A 16,213-nucleotide genomic window follows, 5' to 3' on the forward strand; every position below is an offset into this window, starting at 1 on the left:
TGTGGGAGATTCTATGTTGCAGGGCAACCCTGCAACATAGGCTTCGGCTGGTATTCGCTCTGATTTTTCATCAAGGCAAATGCCACCCGGCAGAGCTTGCGAGCAAGCACCACCAATGCCTGGGTTTTTGAGAAGCCTCTGACCAGGTACGACTCATAAAACGGTTTCCATCTAGGCGAGCGACATGCCGTCATTGCAGCGATATGAGCTAATCGGCGTATTTCTGGATCCCCCTTTTTGCTCAGGTATCGGGGACCATTCTTTTTTCCAGAATCATCGACCCGCAGGTCCATCCCTAAAAACGCGATAAATGCATCACTGTCCGCAAAATCACCTCGCATAAAACTCGTCGCCAACCCAGTTGCGACCAGTTCACCAACGCCTTCGATGGCTTTGCAGCGGTCGATATTCGCCTCAATTCCCGACTCTTTGCTAACTTTTTGTAGCAACTTCTGGATGGCCTGAATCGCCTCTTTGAACGCTTTTTGCTGAGCAATCAGCGCTTTTTTTAACAAGGGTTCGTCGGCCCAGCTCAACATAAGACCGGCGTGATTCTTGACCAGCGTCGCGCGCCGATGAAGCAGGCTTTTTAATGTCGTGTAAGCCTTCGGTGGCGGGTTCCAGAGCCGCAGCTCGTGCTGTTCATTGGTCAAATACCGCGCCAGAAGACGGGCATCACAAGGATCGTTCTTAGCTCTTTGGCCGATGCCGCGACGATAGTTGCTCACCCGGTAAGCATCCACGACATAGACCTGATGACCCATCGCGTGAGCCAGCTCGACGGTATCCAGGTGATAGATATTGGTGGCTTCAACGGCAAGAGCGCTTTGGGTGGGCAACGTTTTTAGCCAGCGCTTGAGGGCTGTTCGATCATTCTTGATAGTGTCGATGGCTTGCAGATCAGAGCGATAAACAACAATTTCGGCCTTGGCTATATCGATACCAACAACCGTCTGCGAGGTAAGGATTGTCATGACGAATCCTCGGAGCTAGGGTTTAGGTGCTTGTCGGGGGTCTACCTTTGCGCTGGCTTGTCTCTATCGTCGGTTTACCGATGAATTCCTTATTGGCGCTTTGGGTAGAAAGGGCGGGACGAGAAGTCTCCCACGGTCCGTACTGGCTAGAGTCGGAATCGAGCTTTTAGTCCCGCCCACCCCTTCAAGTCTAAACATACAAGCGAGCNAAGGGCGGGACGAGAAGTCTCCCACGGTCCGTACTGGCTAGAGTCGGAATCGAGCTTTTAGTCCCGCCCACCCCTTCAAGTCTAAACATACAAGCGAGCYTGCTCGCGATGGCGGTTAGTCAGTTTCAGAAATGCTGGCTGACCCACCCCTATCGCGAGCAGGCTCGCTCCTACAAGTTTTTTCGATGTCAGGGAGTCCGCGACCAGCTGTTAAGATGCCGGCCTATTTCCCCACGGGCCTGCTGCCATGCTGCTTCCCGCCCTCGATTGGCATCCCCAACCCCGACTCGAACCCCTTCACCTGGACTGGCTCGCCCGTGCCGGTGTTGAAGTGGCGGTGTTGCGCCTGGACCGGATCGATCCACTGATCAGCGGCAACAAGTGGTTCAAGCTGGTCCATCATTTGCGCGCCGCCCATGAGGCCGGTGCCGAGGGGGTCATGAGCCTGGGCGGGGCCTATTCCAACCATTTGCATGCGTTGGCGGCGGCGGGCAAGCGCTTCGGGTTTCCCACGGCGGGGCTGTTGCGTGGTCATCCCCAGGACACGCCGACGGTGCGCGACCTGAAAGCGTTTGGCATGGACCTGCACTGGTTGGGATATGGCGGGTACCGAGAGCGACATGCGCCGGGTTTCTGGGCGCCGTGGCAGATCCGCTATCCATATTTGCATCCGGTGCCCGAGGGCGGTTCAGGATTACCCGGCGCGCAAGGCTGCCAGGTATGGGTGGCCAATGTCCGTGAACAACTGGCGACGTTGGGATGGGCGGATTATCACGGCTGGTGGCTGGCCTGCGGCACCGGTACGTCGTTGGCCGGGCTGGTGCTGGCCGAAGCGGGACAGCGCCCGGTCTATGGTGTGCTGGCGGTGCCCCAGGACCATGGCGTGGCGCAGCAAGTCGAAAACATCGTGGCAGAGGCAGGTCTTTGCCGTGCGCTTTATGAATTGTCTGACGGCAGCCGTGGCGGTTTCGCCCGGGTCGATGCCGAGCTCGCCGAGTTCATCGAAACCACGGCGGCCATCGAACTGGAGCCGTTGTACACCGGCAAAGCCTTGATGTTGCTTAGAGCACGGGTCGAGGTCGGAGGGTTTGCCCCAGGCACCCGTTTGATTTTCGTCCACACCGGCGGTTTGCAAGGCCGCCGAGGGTTCGAGTAACGGCGATCAGGCGCGTTTGGGCATCATCCGCAACAGCGTGTTGTCCCGTACCACATAGTGGTGGTACAGCCCCGCCAAGGCATGCAAGCCAATCAACCAATAGCCGATAGTGCCGCCCAGCACATGCCAGCCTTCCAGTTGCTTGGCAAACTCCTTGTCCTGATCGATGAGCAAGGGCAGATCGAAACCGTAGAACATCACCTGATGCCCCTCGGCGCTGGTGATCAGCCAGCCCAGCAGCGGCATGGCGATCATGAACAGGTACAGCGCCCAGTGCATCAGGCGAGCGAGGAAGGTTTGCCACACAGGCGAGGCCGGGAAAGTCGCCGGTGTCTTACCCATGCTGCGGGCGAACAGGCGCAGCCAGACCAGCAGGAACACTGTCAGGCCGAGCATGAAGTGCGCTTCCTTGATCAGGGTCCGGCCGCCACTGCCCTTGGGGAAAATCCCTCGGAACTCGATGCAGGCATAAACCACGGCCAGCAGAACCAGCATCAACCAATGCAAGGTTACCGTGACGGTACTGTAGCGGCTTTCTGAGCTTTTCCAGGGCATTGCAGGTATCTCCAACGATCAGGGTATAGCGCCGTCTAGAGCGGCGTTGTCTATTTACTGTAAGCCCGTTTCGTTGAATTGGCATGAGCCAGATCAGTTTTGCCGGCATGAAAGTACAGAGTTGAGTCAGGGCGTGAAGTCCGGCGGATTCAGCAGCCAGTCCAACAGCAGCCCCGCATCATGATTGCCATGGGGCGGTTTCGGGGGCATGGCGGTATGGCCTGCGCCGGTATCGACAGCCCCCGGGCACAGCACTGGTCGATCAGGGTCGCCATCGAGAAAACTCACCAGCACTTCGCTGCCGACCATCAGGTTGGGGCTGCCATCGCGCGTCAGCCGAGACACGGGCAGCGTGATACCGTCCTGGTCCGGCGCCCATAGGCTGACACACACCTGGCCACGTTCATCGGGGTTGGCCGACTGGCCGGCGCGGCCGAGTACATGGGCCAGGTGGTACCCGGGGATGCAAGGCTTGGGATGCTTGAGGGCCGGCCTGAACGCGGTGGACCAGGGAATGGCAGTGAACCGGTTGCGGTAGTCACGGGACGACGGTGCGACGGGCAGGTCCGGTTCCAGGATCGAAAACTGCCGTCCGCGGTGCTGGACCTCGGTGATCAGCCATTGATCGTTGAAGGTTGCAACCGGGTGTTCGCAGATCTGCACGATGTTGCCACCGTGCAGGGCCGGTTGGGTACTGTGGCCATGGATTTCCCGTTGCCGGCAGCGCAGCCGTTCAAGGTGACGGCGACCGACCTGGTAGCGGTGAGCCAAGGCCGGGTTGTCGCGCATGGCTTTGTGATCGATCCGCTCAAGAGGTTGATTCGCCGCCGAGGCCTCGGCTTCGGGCGGGGCCCGGTCACTGAACCCGACGGGCAGGCCAGGCATCATCGGATGGTGACGCAAATACAAGCGTTTGGCGGCCGGTAGCTGGCTGTCGTTCGGACGCAGGGGCAGTTCGACGGGGCGCGCGGGAAAGCTCTTCGGGTCTTCGGCAAACACCAGGGCATGACCCTGGGGAGCGTGTTCGAAGTGGTAATGAATGCCTTCTTCCTCGCACAGCCTTTGCAGGAGGGTCAGGTCGCTTTCGTCGTACTGGATGCAAAACGGGCGACATGGATACTGCCCATGAGGCAGTTCGAAACGGTAACTGTCGACGGGTAGCGCGTGTTCTTCCAGCAGCCGTTGCAGCACCTGCACCACGCTGAGCCGATGGAAAACCCGGCGCCGCGGGCCTTGTTCCAGTTGCTGGAGGTGGGGGACCAACGTCAGGCGATAGCCGACGCGCCGCGGCGCCAGGGTACTCAGGCTCACACTGTGGACAATCCCATGGACGCCCGATTCGCCGTCAAGGCGCAGGAAAGCCGGACGCCCCAAGATCAGCTCAGGATCTATCGGCGGGGCCAGGCCGATCAGTTCGAGGTCAAAGCGGTATGGCTGGTTGAGGGCTTCGCGGCCATTGAACCGCAAGACTTGCAGTTGCAAGTCGCTTTGCGTGAGCGTCAGGCTGAAGGGACTTTCCGTGTCGTTGCGCATCGCAGCTCCTACTGGCGGGAAGAGAGGCGCAGAGGGTACGAAACTGCGGGGGGAAACGGTGCTTGTGAGTCGCTATTTCAGAAATGCCCTACAACACGCTGTGAAAATGTCGATCCGGCAGGGTGAATTTTTTGGTCGATCAGCCGGTTTAGGCCGTATAAACTTGCGCCACAGCGCCGGCCGGCAGATGTCTCGGCGCGTCAGACAAGAGAGTGAGTAATGGGCGCACAGTGGAAGGTTAAACACAAAGAAGCGGCTGCCAACGCCAAGGGCAAGATCTTCGGCAAATTGGTGAAGGAAATCACCATTGCCGCGCGCAACGGCGCTGATACCGCTACCAACGCGCATTTGCGACTGGTGGTCGAACAGGCGAAAAAGGCCTCGATGCCCCGCGAGACCCTGGAACGTGCGATCAAGAAAGGTTCTGGCCAGCTCGGTGAAACCGTGCAATACCACCGCGTCACCTACGAAGGGTTCGCGCCGCACCAGGTACCGCTGATCGTTGAATGCGTGACCGATAACATCAACCGTACCGTTGCCGAAATTCGCGTCGCGTTCCGCAAGGGCCAACTCGGCGCCTCGGGTTCGGTGGCGTGGGACTTCAACCATGTCGGCATGATCGAAGCCGCACCGGACAGCCCGGACGCCGATCCGGAAATGGCCGCCATCGAGGCCGGCGCCCAGGATTTCGAACCGGGCGAAGAGGGCGCGACCTTGTTCCTCACCGATCCTGCCGACCTCGATGCCGTCCAGAAGGCCTTGCCGGAGCAGGGCTTCACCGTGTTGTCGGCCAAGCTGGGCTACCAGCCGAAAAACCCGGTCAGTGGCCTGACCGACGAGCAGATGGCTGAAGTCGAAGCCTTCCTCGAAGGCCTCGACAACCACGATGACGTGCAGGACATGTTTGTCGGGTTGGCGGGTTAAGCACTACCCCCTGTGGCGAGGGAGCTTGCTCCCGCTCGGCGGCGCGTAGGAGCTGTGTAGGAGCTGTATAGGAGCTGTGTAGGAGCTGTCGAGTGCAACGAGGCTGCGATCTTTCCCCAGACACTTGAGTCTCAAGCGAAAGATCAAGATCAAAAGATCGCAGGCTTCGCCAGCTCCTACAGGGCCCAGCGGGAGCAAGCTCCCTCGCCATGGTCGCGCAGTAAACCTTCAATCTCATCAAACCCCGGCCGCGCCAGTACATCCGACTGACAGCAACGCGCCTCCAAAGCCTGCAGCCACGCAAGATCCTGCGCACCGAGCCCCGGTTCGATCCGCGCCAGCAATTCCCCCAGCAAAATCCCGAAGGCCCGCACTTCGATGCGTTGCAGCGCGCGGGTTTGCAGGTTGTCCGTGGTGGCGTGAAACGACGCCGCGCCAAAATCCCCCAACAGGCAATCGCCCTGGTCATCGCACAGAATATTGTGCCCGTAGAGATCCCCGTGGGTGATGCCCTGGCGGTGCAGGTGCGCCGCCACCGAGGCGATGCCGTGGGCAATGCGCAGGGCCGCCGGAGCGCTCAGGCGCAGTTCATCGGCATAGACGTCGCGGCTGCACGACGCCAGGCTCGGCAGCCCGGCGAGGTTACGGTAGCTGGGTTCGATCAGCGCCATCACCAGCCCGGCCTGTTGGTCGGGGTGCCCGGCAACCTGGCCCAACACCTCAATCAGGTTCGGGTGTCGACCGGCCGTGATGCAGGCATGCATCTCATGCAGGGGCGAGCCGTCGCTGGTCATCTGGCCTTTGTACAGCTTCACGGCGACCTTTCGTGCCACCTGGCCGGGCGCCTGCCAGAGCGCTTGATGAATCACCCCCGACGCACCTTCGCCCAGTTGTTGCTGCAGTTCCAGGTGCGACCAGTCGATAGGCGTCGTGGTATTCAGGGCCGCCGCTTCTGCCTGGGCTTCCAGCGGGTTGCCGGCGTAGGCCAGCCAACTGAGGCTCGGCAACGTGAGCAGCCATTGCGGCAGTTCGCTCAGTTGGTTGGCGGCGATGCGTAGCAGTTCGAGGCGATGACACTGGCCCAGGCTGGCCGGCAACTGCTGCAAACGGTTGCCGGCCAGCATCAGTTTTTGCAGATAGGGGCGTTGGCCCAGTTCATCCGGCAATTGGCTGACGCAGTTATCGGTCAGGATCAGCCAGCGCAGCAGTGGCGGCAATGCGGCGCCCGTGACGTGCGTGATGCGGTTGGCCTTGAAACCGACCATGGTCAAGGCGCCGCAACGGCCCAGGCATTCGGGCAGTTCTGTGAAGCGGTTGTCCGAACAGAACAGCACGCGCAGGCGAGTCAGCCGATGCAGGTCGTCGGGCAGCGTGTCCAACTGATTGCCGCTGAGGTTGAGAATTTCGAGGGAATCGGCCAGGTCGAAGATTTCCCGGGGAAATTCCGTCAAGCCGCAGGCCAGGTCCAGCCGGGTAATGCCGGAGAGCTGGCCGGCGCGTAGTTGGGCGAGGGTGTGCATGGAGGGGGTCGCTGTTGATCAAGAAGAAAGCGCGCAGAAAAAACTGTGGCGAGGGAGCTTGCTCCCACTCGGCGGCGTCATAGGAGCTATGTAGGAGCTATGTAGGAGCTGTCGAGTGAAACGAGGCTGCGATCTTTCCCCAGACACTTGAGTCTCAAGCGAAAGATCAAGATCAAGATCAAAAGATCGCAGGCTTCGCCAGCTCCTACAGAGCCCCGCGGGAGCAAGCTCCCCCGCCACAGGCCATTCGCTCAATTCATTGTGAAAGATGGCTGCATGATAACTGCAAAGTACGCGCTAGCGCTCGATGCTGCGGTTCCAGCGGGCGTTCCAGGCCGGGCGTTGTTCGTTGACCTGGTCCCAATCCACGGCAATCGCCGTTTCCAGGTATTGCTTCATCGCCTCCACCTGACCGCGGGTCTTGTCGGTGGTCGGGGTGTTGGGATTGGACGGGATCTGGTCGCCCTCTTCCAGGGCGATGGCCTGGGCTTGCGGGGTCAGCAGGAAAGCCGCGAGCTTTTGCGCCAGTTCCGGTTGGGTATTCTGGGCGATGGCACATTCGGCGACGTTGAGGACCACGGCGCCTTCCTTCGGCTGGGCATACTCGACCGGCATGCCCTTGAGTTTCAATGCGGTCACCTGGGTCGGCGTCAGCGGGAACAGCGCAGCTTCGTCGGTCTGCAGCATTTCGGATATCTTCGCCGAGCTCGGGATGTACTCCAGCACGTTGCGCCCCACCGTGTTCGGCCAGGCCTTGAAGCCCGGTTCGACGTCGGTTTCGCTGCCGCCCTGGATCCGGTTGAACATCAAAAAGCCGTGCAGGCCGAACGTGGACGAGGCCATCGACTGGAACACCACTTTGTCCTTGAAGCGTGGATCGGCCAGGTCCATCCATGAGGTGGGCGTATTCCAGCCCTTTTCCTTGAACAGCCGGGTGTTGTAGGCCAACCCCGTCACCCCGAGGCTGACGGCCACGGCCTGATCCTTGATGCGCCCCTTGGCCGGGATCTGCGCCAGGGGCGGGCTGTCTTCGAGCTTGTCGCACAAGCCCATGGCGATGGCGCGGTACATGATGCCGTCATCGAGGAACATCACGTGCATCTGCGGGTTGCCCTTGCTGGCCTGGACTTTGGCCAGGATGTCGGCGGAGGTACCGGGCACGATGACCACTTTGACGTTGTTGGCTTTCTCGAAAGCCGGCAAGACCTTGTCGGCATAGAGCCGCTCCATGGTTCCGCCGTTCATGCCCAGGTAAAGTGTCGGCTCGGCCAACGCCTGGGTGACCGGGAGCAGGGCGCCCAGGCAAGCGGAACCCAGCGAGCAGAAACCGAACAGTGCACTGCGTTTGACGTTATTCATTGGCGCGACCTTCCTCTATCAAGCAACGGAGATGGAGTGGAACCGGGTGATGGAAAACGCATCCAGCGGCGTGGTCGAAGCCCCGCTGCAGATGATCTCGGTGAGCGCCTGGCCCACCGCCGGGCCGATCTGGAAGCCCGCGCCGGCAAAGCCGAACGCGTGCAACAGACCAGGCTGGGTGCTGCTGTGGCCGATCACTGGCTGGCGATCGGGCAGGTAACCTTCGGTGCCGCTCCAGGTACGAATCGCCTGGGCGCCTTCCAAGAACGGGTAGAGCTCGACGGCCTGGCGCAGGATTTCCAGCACCGCGTTCTGGCCGGGTCGGGCGCGTGCAGCGTCCAAGGCAAAACCTTGGCCGCCCCCCAGCACGCAATTGCCGCGCGAGACTTGGCGGGCATAGATACCGCCGCCCTCGACGCCAGTGCTGGCGTCCATCACCAAGGGCAAGGGTTCGGTGACCAGCATCGCCGGGTGTCCGGCGTGCATCGGTACCGCTTCGCCGAACTGCGCGGCGAACTGGCTCGCCCAGGCGCCGGCGCAGTTCAGCAGCCAGGGCGCGTGGAACGTCAGCCCCGTTGTGGTGTGTACGGCAAAGCGCTGGCCGTCATGCACAACGTTGCTGGCGGCGCACTGTTCGTGGACTTGCGCGCCATGCCGGCGAGCGGCCTGGGCAAAGGCTGGCGATACCAGGCGCGGATTGGCATGGCCGTCGTCCGGGCACAGTGACGCCCCGACCGCAACAGTGCCGACCCACGGAAACCGCGCGCGCAGGGCCTTGCGATCGAGCAGTTGCAGATCCAGGCCAAAGCCCAGGCTGGCGACGGCATAGTCGTGCAGCGCTTGCAGATCTTCAGCGCTGCGGGCCAGCTTCAGATGACCGCTGCGCTGGTACTCACCGTCGATGCCGATCAACTGTGGCAACTGGCTCCAGATCTCATGGGCCCGTTGCGACAAGGGCAATTGCGACAGCGGCCGGCCCTGGCGGCGCACACCGCCGTAGTTCACGCCGCTGGAATGCGAGCCGCAGAAGTCGCGCTCCAGCAACGCCACCCGGCGTCCGGCCTTGCTCAGGAACAACGCGGCCGAGGCGCCGACGATGCCGCCGCCAATGATCACTGCATCCACTTCGATCATGGCTCGACCTCCAGGCCGAACGGCACGGGCTTGATCGGCGCCTGGGCCCGCAAGCGGCCGATGCTGGACACGGTGCGGCCACTTTCACGGGCAATGATTTCCGCCGCGGCGGCACCGCACATTCGCCCCTGGCAACGGCCCATGCCGACCCGGCAATGCGCCTTGACCCGATTGATCTCCCAATGGCCTTCGCCCACCACCTGGCGAATGTCGCCAGCGCTGACTTCTTCGCAGCGGCAAATCATCAGGTCATCGGCGGCATCGGCGGCCCACGCTTCAGGAAAGGCAAACGCACGTTCCAGGCCCTGTCGGAAATGGCCGATACGTTCGAGGGATTGTTCCAACTGAGTGCAACGCTGCGGGTCGATCAGATAACCAATGTCTTCGAGCAAGGCCAGGGCCGCCCGTTCACCGGCCATCTCAGCGGCGTCGGCGCCCATGATGCCGGCGCCGTCACCGGCCAGGTAGATCCCCGGCACGCTGCTGCGTCCAGCACCGTCGCGTCGTGGCAGCCAGGCGCGGTTGAGGGCGTTCCAGGAAAACTCGCAACCCAGCAGGTCGGCCAGCTGGGTTTCACTGCGCAAGCCGTGGGCGAAGGCCACCGCGTCGCAGTCGAGGGTGTGTTCGCCATTGGCGTTGCGCCATTTCAGCGACTGCACCCGGCGTTCGCCGTCGAGGCGCGACAGGCTCGCGCCTTGATGCACCGCGATACCGTGGGCGGTCAGCCAGGCGCGATAATAGAGGCCTTTGGCGAGGGTGGCCGGTTGTGCGAGCAGGCCGGGCAGGGCGCGGACCTGGGCGCCAAAGGGCGAACTGTCGAGCACTGCGACCACGTTGGCGCCGGCCCGGGCGTATTGATAGGCCACCAGATACAGCAAGGGGCCGCTGCCGGCGAACACCACCCGTTCACCGATGGCGCACCCCTGGAACTTCAGGGCGATCTGCGCCGCGCCCAGGCTGTAGACCCCTGGCAGGGTCCAGCCGGGTACAGGCAGGATCCGGTCGGTGGCGCCGGTTGCGACGATTACGCTGGCGTACTCGAGGCGGTCGGCGCGGCCTTCATGCAGGGTATCGAGCAGACCGGCTTCGGCGTTCCACACCAGGGTGTCGGGACGGTAATCGAGTTGTTCGCGCAACGCGTCTAGCGTCTGGTGGATGGCGTTGGCCTTGTGCGCTTCGAAGCCATAGAGCTTGCCTGGCGAGCGCTTGAAATTGGCCGGTTGGCGCCGATAGATCTGCCCGCCACCGCGGGCGGCTTCGTCCAGCAGGACCGGGTACAGACCGTGGGCGACCAATGTCTGCGCGGCACGAATGCCGGCGGGGCCGGCGCCGATGATGGCTATCGGTTTCATCGCCACCTCATTGGCCGGGCCGGGGGATTTGTGCTGTGCTCGAAACCGTTATCGCGAGCCTGCTCGCGATGAGGCCAGGCCAGTCGACTGTGTTCATACCTGGCGCCCCGGTTCGCGGCTGATGTGCTGGCCGGCTTCGAGCAGTGTCGAGCAGGCGCGTACGCGGCGGCCGTCGCCCAGGCGCACCCAGCAGTCCTGGCAGGCGCCCATCAGGCAGAAGCCGGCCCGGGGCTCGGCGCTGAAGTCGCTGCCGCGCAGGTGTTCGCTGCAGGTCAGCACGGCGGTCAGCAGCGTGTCCCCCAGCAGGCCGGTGGCAGGCTGGCCGTCGAGGGTAAAGTCCAGGGCCGGGCGGTCGCCTTCGGCCAGTCGTTTCAGCAGCGCCATGGTGCCCTCATTGTTTGCCTACCAGGACCCGATCCAGGCCATAGACCCGGTCGAGCAGAATCATGGTCAGCGCGGTGAGCGCGATGACCAGTGCCGACACCGCCGCCATCATCGGGTCGATGGATTCGGTGGCGTACACGTACATGCGCACCGGCAAGGTTTGCGTGGCCGGCGAGGTGACGAAGATCGACAGCGTGACTTCATCGAAACTGTTGATGAACGCCAGCAGCCAGCCCCCGGCCACCCCTGGCAGGATCATCGGCAAGGTGATTTGCCGGAACAGCGTGAAGCGTCCGGCCCCCAGCGATTGCGCGGCCTGTTCGGCGCTGCGGTCCAGGCCGATGGCCGAGGCCAGCACCAGGCGCAACACGTAGGGCGTGATCACCAGCACATGGGCGAAGATCAGCCAGGCAAAGCTGCCGTTCACGCCCATCAGCGCAAACAGGCGCAGCAATGCGACCCCCAGCACCAGGTGCGGAATGATGATTGGCGACAGGAACAGGCCGTTGAAGAAGTCCCGGCCGGGGAACTCGAGCCGGGTGATCGCCAGGGCCGCCGGCACCGCGATCAACGTCGCCAGCGAGGCCGCGCTGAAAGCCAGGACCAGGCTGTTGTAGAACGCATCGACAAAGTCCGCGCGTTCGAACACGGCGCGAAACCAGCGCAGGGAAAACGTCGTGGTCGGCAGGCTCAAGGTGTTTTCCGGAGTGAAGGCGACGAGGCAGACCACCACCAGCGGCGCGAGCATGAAGGCCACTACCAGGGCGTGAAACAGCAGCGCGAAAGGACCGTTTCTGGACATGAATTACCCCAATGACTTCTTGTAGCGGCCTTCGATCATCCGGTTCCACGACAGCATGATCAGCAGGTTGAGCAGCAGCAGCGCGACGGCAATGGCCGCGCCCATTGGCCAGTTCAGTTCCGACAGGTACTGGTCGTAGATCAACGTGGCGACCATCTTCAAGCGCCGTCCGCCGAGCAGGCCGGGAATCGCGAAGGAACTGGCGGCGAGGCCGAACACAATCAGCGTGCCGGACAGCACGCCGGGCATGATTTGCGGCAGCACCACTTTGCGGATCACCGTGAACTGGCTGGCCCCCAGGGACAGCGCGGCCTGCTCGGCGGCCGGGTCGAGTTTCTGCAGCGAGGTCCAGACCGGAATGATCATGAACGGCAACATCACGTGGACCAGGGCGATGACCACGGCGAACGGTGTATAGAGCAGCTTCATCGGCGAGCCGCCGAAGGCTTGCAGGGCCTGGTTGACCAAGCCGTCGGCGCCAAGCAGGAGGCTCCAGCCAAAGGCGCGCACCACCACTGAAATCAGCAGTGGCGTGAGAATCAGGATCAGGAAAATCGAGCGCCACGGTGCGCCCATGCGGCTGAGGATGTACGCCTCGGGCACGCCGATCAGCACGCACAGGAGGGTGGTCAGGGCGCTGATCCAGAACGTGCGCAAAAAGATCTCGTAGAAGTACGGATCGCCCAGCAGGCTGGTGTAGTGCTCGAAGGTATAGGCGTCGCCGTTGATGCCCGAGCTGTAGTCGAAGACGTTGAACGACAGGACCAAGGTCAAGCCCAAGGGAATGACCAGCAAGCCCAGGTACAAGGCCAGGGCCGGCGCGGACATCAGGTAGCCTTGGCGACCGCGGCGCATCGCATCGATCAGCTTCATGCCGGCACCTCGTCCGCGCTCAGCACCCGCAGCAGCGCCGGGTCCCAATCCAGGCCCACCGCCGTGCCTTCGACCAAGGGCGCGGAGCCGTCGTTGCGGCGCACCACGCAGAGCTCCCCCAGGCTGGTCGAGACGCCGTACAGCCATTGGCTGCCAAGGAAGAAGCGGCTGACGAGGGTGCCTTGCAGTCGCCCTGAACCGGCCTCGCATAGGTCGATTTTTTCCGGACGCAGGCTCAGGGTCAGATCGCCATTGCCCTGGCTGCAGGCTTGAACGACGCCCGCACTGTCCCGCATGCCGGGCAGCAGGTTGGCTTTGCCGACGAATCCGGAAATGAATTCGGTGCGCGGGTGCTCGTAAAGGGTATACGGCGCGTCGATCTGGGTGATGCGCCCGGCCTGCATCACCACGACCCGGTCGCTGATCGACAGGGCTTCGGACTGGTCGTGGGTCACCATCAGCGTGGTGATCCCGACTTCGCGCTGGATGCGGCGGATTTCGTATTGCATCTCTTCGCGCAAATTGGCGTCGAGGTTGGACAGTGGCTCGTCGAGCAACAGCACTGGCGGCTTGATCACCAGCGCCCGGGCCAGTGCCACGCGTTGGCGCTGGCCGCCCGAGAGCTCTCGCGGGTAGCGGTCGGCGTGGCGGTCCAGGCGTACCAGTTTCAACACCCGGTCTACCCGTTGTTGCAGTTCGGTACTGGCCACTTTGCGCATGCGCAGGCCGAAGGCGACGTTGTCCTGGACGGTCATGTGGGGAAATAGCGCGTAGCTCTGGAACACCACACCCAAGCCACGGCTGGCGGGCTTGGCGTGGGTAATGTCGCGACCGTCCAGCAGGATGCGCCCGCTGCTGACTTCGACGAAGCCGGCGATCATTTGCAGGGTTGTGGTTTTGCCGCAGCCGGAAGGTCCCAGTAGCGAGACGAACTCGCCTTTTTCCACCGACAGATGGGTGGCGACCACGGCGTCGATATCGCCGTAACGTTTGCCAAGTCCTTCAAGTTGCACAAAAGCCATAGCTGCGCTCCACCTGGGATTGTTATGCGTCGCCCGCGGGCGCGCTTTTTTATGGGCAGATACGAAAGGGTGTTGCTGGGGTGCGTTGGCGCTCGACCTTGAGTCGGCTGCCGCTGTTGTTCGAATCGCCCCTGTCTGGACGAAGAGTAGGACGAAGAATAGGATGGGCTCAATGGACTATTTCACTGAAGCGAAGACTATTTTCAGTTTCATTCAGTAAGTAAATTTAATAATGAGAAATGGCATGTCTGATTCCACTGATCGGAATAATGAGAAAGGCGAAGTCGGGGTCGGTGCGGTCTCCCGGCTGTTTGCCGTGTTGCGCAGCCTGGGTGACACCGCCGAGGGTGGGGAGCGGGTGACACAATTGGCCCAGCGTATCGGCCTGTCCCAGCCCACCACGCATCGCTTGTTGCGCAGCCTGATGGACGAGGGCATGGTCGAGCAGGACGCACGCAGCAAACGCTACCGCCTGAGCCTGGAGTTCTTCGCCCTGGCTGCCCGCGCCGGCAACACCGGCAACCTGCGCGAACTGGTGCGCCCGGCCATGCTGCGGTTGTCGGCCTCCTTGGGGGACTCGTTATTTTTGCTGGCGCGCAGTGGTTTCGATGCGGTCTGCCTGGATCGCAGCGAGGGGCCGTTTCCGATCCGCACGTTCACTGGCGACATCGGTGGTCGCGTGGCGTTGGGTGTGGGGCAGGGTAGCCTGGCGATCCTGGCATTTCTGCCGGAGGAGGAGCGCGACACGGTGATTCAATACAACCTGCCGCGGCTCAAGGATTTTCATTTGTACGACGAAGTCTTCCTGCGTTCGGAAGTGGAGAACGTCCGTACGCTGGGCTACGCCGGGCGCAATACAGGCGTATTGCAAGGCATGGCCGGGGTGGCCGTGCCGATCCTGGACCGTGACGGCCGCGCCGTGGCCGCCTTGAGCGTGGCAACGGTGAGCGACCGCCTCGGGCCCGATCGCCTGCCGACGGTGGTGGACATGCTCAAGCGCGAGGCGGCCCTGATCGGACCGCGGATCAACCCGTTCGACCCGTTGCTGCGCAGGCCTTCGCAGGTGTTTGGGCAGGGGTGAACACACTCTCAAGAGCAGCCTGTATCCCCTGTGGGTAGGGGGTTCAGAAGTTCAGGGTCTGCTTGAGCCGCTGCACCGTTGGCGTATCACTGGGAATGACCATCGCATAGTTGTAGCCCGGCCCGGACCAGTACTCGGCTTGCAACTCGCCCTCGCGGCGACTGCCCCGGGGCAGGAGGAAGTTCTTCGGGCCAGGCGGGCGCACGTAGAAGCTGATTTTCTGACCGCTCGGGTCCTGATAGACCACCATCGCCGCCGCGCCTTGTTCGGTGCTGAGCAAGCGTCCGCTGACCGGCTTGAAGCCGGCGCCCGACAGGTCTGGCAGCCGGTTGGCCTGGGTGAAGTAGCGGTCGAGCCAGCCTTGCATGCTCTGCTCGTCACCCGTCTGGTAATCGGCTGGCAGGATGCCCTGCTGGGCAATCAAACGGTACGCCTGCAGGGCATCGGCCATGGGGGCGGCGGCGCTGAGCAGGGTCATTTGCCGAGCCTGCCAGCCACCGAAGCCACCCACGCTGACGGCCAGCAGCAACACCGCGGCGCTGGCCAGGTGGCGGCGGGAGCGATGTTTCAGGTGCTGGCGAATCATGGCCGGGTCGAGGTCGGGGTTGGGCGACTGTTGCAAGGCACCGCTCAGGGCCGTGCGCAGGTGCTGCGCGTCCTGTTGCCAGGCCCGGACTCGGGCGGCGACTTCCGGCTGGTTGGCCAGGTAGGCCTGCACCAGGCGCTGGTCGGCCTCACTCAGTTGGCGATCGACGTAGGCGTGCAGGTCGCTGTCGCTGGGGGGCATGCTGATCATTTGAGTATCCGCAGGGTAGGGCGGGTGATTTCGCCGTCGCTGAGTTGGCGCAGGGCCTGGCGAGCGCGGGACAGGCGGGACATGACCGTGCCGGTCGGCACGCCGAGGATGTCGGCGACTTGCTGGTAACTCAAGCCTTCCACCGACACCCACAACAACAGTGCACGTTGTTCCGTCGTGAGTTGATCGAAGGCCTGCAGGGACGATTGCGCGATCACGCTGCGCTCGGCCGAAGGGTGGGCATCGTCGCGGCCGGTGAAAAACTCCAGCATGCGCGCATACCGACGGGAGCGGCGATGACCGTCGAGAAACTGCCGGTACAGAATCGAAAACAGCCAGGCCCGCAGATCGCCGTCCGGACGCTTGTCGCTCCATTTGGACAACGCCCGTTCCAGGCACATCTGCACCAGGTCGTCGGCGTTGCTCGGGTTGCGCGTCAGCGATACGGCAAAACGCCGTAGCCTTGGGATGAGCTCGCGCAACTGTTCGTCGAATGCGTTCATAGGGTGTGGCTTCTGTGGGCAGTCACTGCGCCGGGA

At 62.7% G+C, this 16,213-nt stretch carries 16 protein-coding genes; 3 read left to right on the forward strand and 13 right to left on the reverse strand.

The features are described 5' to 3' along the window. Nucleotides 1–11: 11 nt before the first annotated feature. A complete protein-coding gene (locus tag ASC85_RS00005) occupies nucleotides 12–974 on the reverse strand; it encodes an IS110 family transposase (protein WP_003199432.1) in 963 nt (320 codons plus the stop codon). A gap of 456 nt (nucleotides 975–1,430) precedes the next feature. Between ASC85_RS00005 and ASC85_RS00010 the strand changes: the two genes are divergently transcribed. Further along, nucleotides 1,431–2,339 carry a 1-aminocyclopropane-1-carboxylate deaminase/D-cysteine desulfhydrase gene (locus ASC85_RS00010; RefSeq protein WP_057447744.1) on the forward strand — a complete coding sequence of 303 codons (909 nt, stop codon included), beginning with the start codon at nucleotides 1,431–1,433 and terminating at the stop codon, nucleotides 2,337–2,339. A gap of 6 nt (nucleotides 2,340–2,345) precedes the next feature. Here ASC85_RS00010 and ASC85_RS00015 read toward each other — a convergent pair whose 3' ends face one another. Further along, complete coding sequence (locus ASC85_RS00015) at nucleotides 2,346–2,894, reverse strand: cytochrome b (RefSeq protein WP_057447745.1); 549 nt, start codon at nucleotides 2,892–2,894, stop codon at nucleotides 2,346–2,348. Nucleotides 2,895–3,020: 126 nt separating this feature from the next. After that, entirely contained in the window at nucleotides 3,021–4,427 is a 1,407-nt protein-coding gene (locus ASC85_RS00020; protein ID WP_057447746.1) for a type VI secretion system Vgr family protein, read from the reverse strand. A gap of 219 nt (nucleotides 4,428–4,646) precedes the next feature. Between ASC85_RS00020 and ASC85_RS00025 the strand changes: the two genes are divergently transcribed. Continuing rightward, a complete protein-coding gene (locus ASC85_RS00025) occupies nucleotides 4,647–5,351 on the forward strand; it encodes a YebC/PmpR family DNA-binding transcriptional regulator (RefSeq protein ID WP_003199952.1) in 705 nt (234 codons plus the stop codon). 176 nt (nucleotides 5,352–5,527) lie between these two features. Here ASC85_RS00025 and ASC85_RS00030 read toward each other — a convergent pair whose 3' ends face one another. The 8 genes from ASC85_RS00030 to ASC85_RS00065 all read right to left on the reverse strand — a co-directional run bounded on the left by ASC85_RS00030 (nucleotide 5,528) and on the right by ASC85_RS00065 (nucleotide 13,797). After that, nucleotides 5,528–6,871 (reverse strand): leucine-rich repeat-containing protein kinase family protein, encoded by a 1,344-nt coding sequence (locus tag ASC85_RS00030; protein ID WP_057447747.1) that lies wholly within the window; start codon nucleotides 6,869–6,871, stop codon nucleotides 5,528–5,530. A 297-nt stretch (nucleotides 6,872–7,168) separates the two neighbouring features. Beyond that, nucleotides 7,169–8,230, reverse strand: a complete 1,062-nt coding sequence (locus ASC85_RS00035; RefSeq protein WP_057447748.1) for an ABC transporter substrate-binding protein — start codon at nucleotides 8,228–8,230, stop codon at nucleotides 7,169–7,171. Between the two features lie 18 nt (nucleotides 8,231–8,248). Continuing rightward, a complete protein-coding gene (locus ASC85_RS00040; protein ID WP_057447749.1) occupies nucleotides 8,249–9,364 on the reverse strand; it encodes an NAD(P)/FAD-dependent oxidoreductase in 1,116 nt (371 codons plus the stop codon). Then, nucleotides 9,361–10,716 carry an FAD/NAD(P)-dependent oxidoreductase gene (locus ASC85_RS00045; RefSeq protein WP_057447750.1) on the reverse strand — a complete coding sequence of 452 codons (1,356 nt, stop codon included), beginning with the start codon at nucleotides 10,714–10,716 and terminating at the stop codon, nucleotides 9,361–9,363. Before ASC85_RS00045 ends, ASC85_RS00040 begins: the two co-directional genes overlap by 4 nt. Nucleotides 10,717–10,809: 93 nt before the next feature. Next, on the reverse strand, nucleotides 10,810–11,100 hold the full coding sequence (locus tag ASC85_RS00050; RefSeq protein WP_003199964.1) for a (2Fe-2S)-binding protein: 291 nt from the start codon (nucleotides 11,098–11,100) through the stop codon (nucleotides 10,810–10,812). A 7-nt stretch (nucleotides 11,101–11,107) separates the two neighbouring features. Next, entirely contained in the window at nucleotides 11,108–11,902 is a 795-nt protein-coding gene (locus ASC85_RS00055; protein WP_057447751.1) for an ABC transporter permease, read from the reverse strand. A gap of 3 nt (nucleotides 11,903–11,905) precedes the next feature. Further along, nucleotides 11,906–12,775: an ABC transporter permease gene (locus ASC85_RS00060; RefSeq protein WP_014339287.1), complete on the reverse strand. Its 870-nt coding sequence runs from the start codon at nucleotides 12,773–12,775 to the stop codon at nucleotides 11,906–11,908. After that, on the reverse strand, nucleotides 12,772–13,797 hold the full coding sequence (locus tag ASC85_RS00065; RefSeq protein WP_057447752.1) for an ABC transporter ATP-binding protein: 1,026 nt from the start codon (nucleotides 13,795–13,797) through the stop codon (nucleotides 12,772–12,774). The genes ASC85_RS00060 and ASC85_RS00065 overlap by 4 nt, the downstream gene beginning before the upstream one ends. 244 nt (nucleotides 13,798–14,041) lie before the next feature. Between ASC85_RS00065 and ASC85_RS00070 the strand changes: the two genes are divergently transcribed. Beyond that, entirely contained in the window at nucleotides 14,042–14,878 is an 837-nt protein-coding gene (locus ASC85_RS00070) for an IclR family transcriptional regulator (protein WP_046064767.1), read from the forward strand. A gap of 43 nt (nucleotides 14,879–14,921) precedes the next feature. On the opposite strand, the gene ASC85_RS00075 is transcribed toward ASC85_RS00070, so the two are convergent. Both ASC85_RS00075 and ASC85_RS00080 read right to left on the reverse strand, forming a co-directional pair. Next, on the reverse strand, nucleotides 14,922–15,674 hold the full coding sequence (locus ASC85_RS00075) for an anti-sigma factor family protein (RefSeq protein WP_057447753.1): 753 nt from the start codon (nucleotides 15,672–15,674) through the stop codon (nucleotides 14,922–14,924). After that, nucleotides 15,671–16,177 (reverse strand): sigma-70 family RNA polymerase sigma factor, encoded by a 507-nt coding sequence (locus tag ASC85_RS00080; protein WP_057447754.1) that lies wholly within the window; start codon nucleotides 16,175–16,177, stop codon nucleotides 15,671–15,673. Before ASC85_RS00080 ends, ASC85_RS00075 begins: the two co-directional genes overlap by 4 nt. Nucleotides 16,178–16,213 lie beyond the last annotated feature (36 nt).

This window comes from Pseudomonas sp. Root401, assembly GCF_001425105.1.
GTDB lineage: Bacteria > Pseudomonadota > Gammaproteobacteria > Pseudomonadales > Pseudomonadaceae > Aquipseudomonas > Aquipseudomonas brassicacearum.